Genomic DNA, 1,487 nt, shown 5'->3' on the forward strand with positions numbered 1-1,487 from the left:
TCTCCTGGCCTATGGACTTGTGGATAAGCCATTCTGAGAGTAAGGTGAATGAACTAACAAACCGGGAATAGCTCTTATTTTTCCTGAATTTTGTTCCAGATCCCCGGACCTAGCTAAAAGATCCATCTTGCTCTATGCATGATCTGCCTTGTCATCAAAAAGATCGATATGTAAGTAATTATAGCTACAAAACAGGAATATTAAATCTCTCTAGCGTTCTGCGAGTGGATGGGTTATGCTGGACAAACATCAAAAGTTTTATAATAACAAACTTTTTAGATGGCGTATCATGTTAAATACGGGAGTTATTTATGATGTTACGAACCCTACGCAAAATCAATTTCTATTGCTTACAAAAAGCACCACTTTGCCGCAAGGATGGGCGAATTAAAGGTCTACTTTCTATCTTAAAGATAATAGTAGAAAAATTAGTTATTTGAATGGCAATCATAATGAATAAAAAACTAAGTTTTTTATTATTAGCTTTAATTTGTTTAAGTCTTAGCCTATATGGGTATAAGCCAAGCCGTGATTATTTGAGTAGTTTACTCCGAAGTGTGCCTAAACAACTAAGCTTTTGCCCGCCCACTAATCTTGTAGTAGCTAATCAAGACAACCCCCAAAGCTTTGAAATAAAGGGGGTACATTGGGCAATAGACTACCATGGTTGGCAAGCGCCTGAGAAAATTGGCTTTATGCAAGTTTTAAATCAAGATAATAAACTCGTGTGTTATTACCAATGGCCAAATCCAAAGAAAAAAGGTACTAATCTTTGGATGACGGTTAAATTATCCCCTACCGTTAATACTAAAATTATACCTTATGGTTCTTATTGGAGTAAAAATAACCAGCTTTGTTCCGCAGGAATCGATGCTTGTGCTTACGAAATACGACAACAATAAAAAATAGTCTATACTTGAACCAAGATAAATTTAAAAAATTAGCCCATGTCTCATCATCATAAATATGCCATCATTATTATTATTATTTTACTTTCCATCGCCCTGATGCTTTTTAATTGACAGCAAAGAGTAGATAATTGGGTTTTAGTCCATGATCTGGAATTGGAAAACTCAATGACCTTTAAATTTTTAAACCAAACTAACTTTGATGCCTTGCTAAGCCTTTATGATCGAGTAAATACCAATAGCCTCAAACTCCGCGAAGATAACCTTATTACCTCAATTTTCCTCCAAATTTATGGTCAATTAGAGGATGATTTATATCGCGAGTGTGAAGCTCATTTTATTAAGAAAAACGCTAGTATTATTCGTTTTGAACCCGCGCTAAAAGCACAAGGATACGGTATAGATAATGATGCATGGCAAAAGTTAATTCAGATTGCAAAAATTCGTAATTGTCTTATTCACTCATGTTACGCACGGTCAATTTTAAGCTGCCATATTTTTAAGCTCCTGCCAAGCAATCTGGTTCGCTCTAAGAATCAATTTGTACTTAATAGCAAAGTGATTTAAATGAGTTTTTAT

General features: G+C 34.8%; 2 protein-coding genes. Both read left to right on the forward strand.

Annotation, left to right across the window (positions count from 1 at the left end; genetic code table 11):
- The first annotated feature begins 452 nt into the window (after positions 1–452).
- The gene (locus ELY15_RS15730; RefSeq protein ID WP_127101694.1) at positions 453–902 is read left to right on the forward strand and encodes a hypothetical protein; all 450 of its coding nucleotides are present in this window, start codon (positions 453–455) and stop codon (positions 900–902) included.
- Between the two features lie 174 nt (positions 903–1,076).
- Entirely contained in the window at positions 1,077–1,475 is a 399-nt protein-coding gene (locus ELY15_RS15735) for a hypothetical protein (protein WP_127101695.1), read from the forward strand.
- Positions 1,476–1,487 lie beyond the last annotated feature (12 nt).

The organism is Legionella sp. km772 (assembly GCF_003989735.1).
In the GTDB taxonomy this organism is placed as follows: Bacteria; Pseudomonadota; Gammaproteobacteria; order Legionellales; family Legionellaceae; genus Legionella.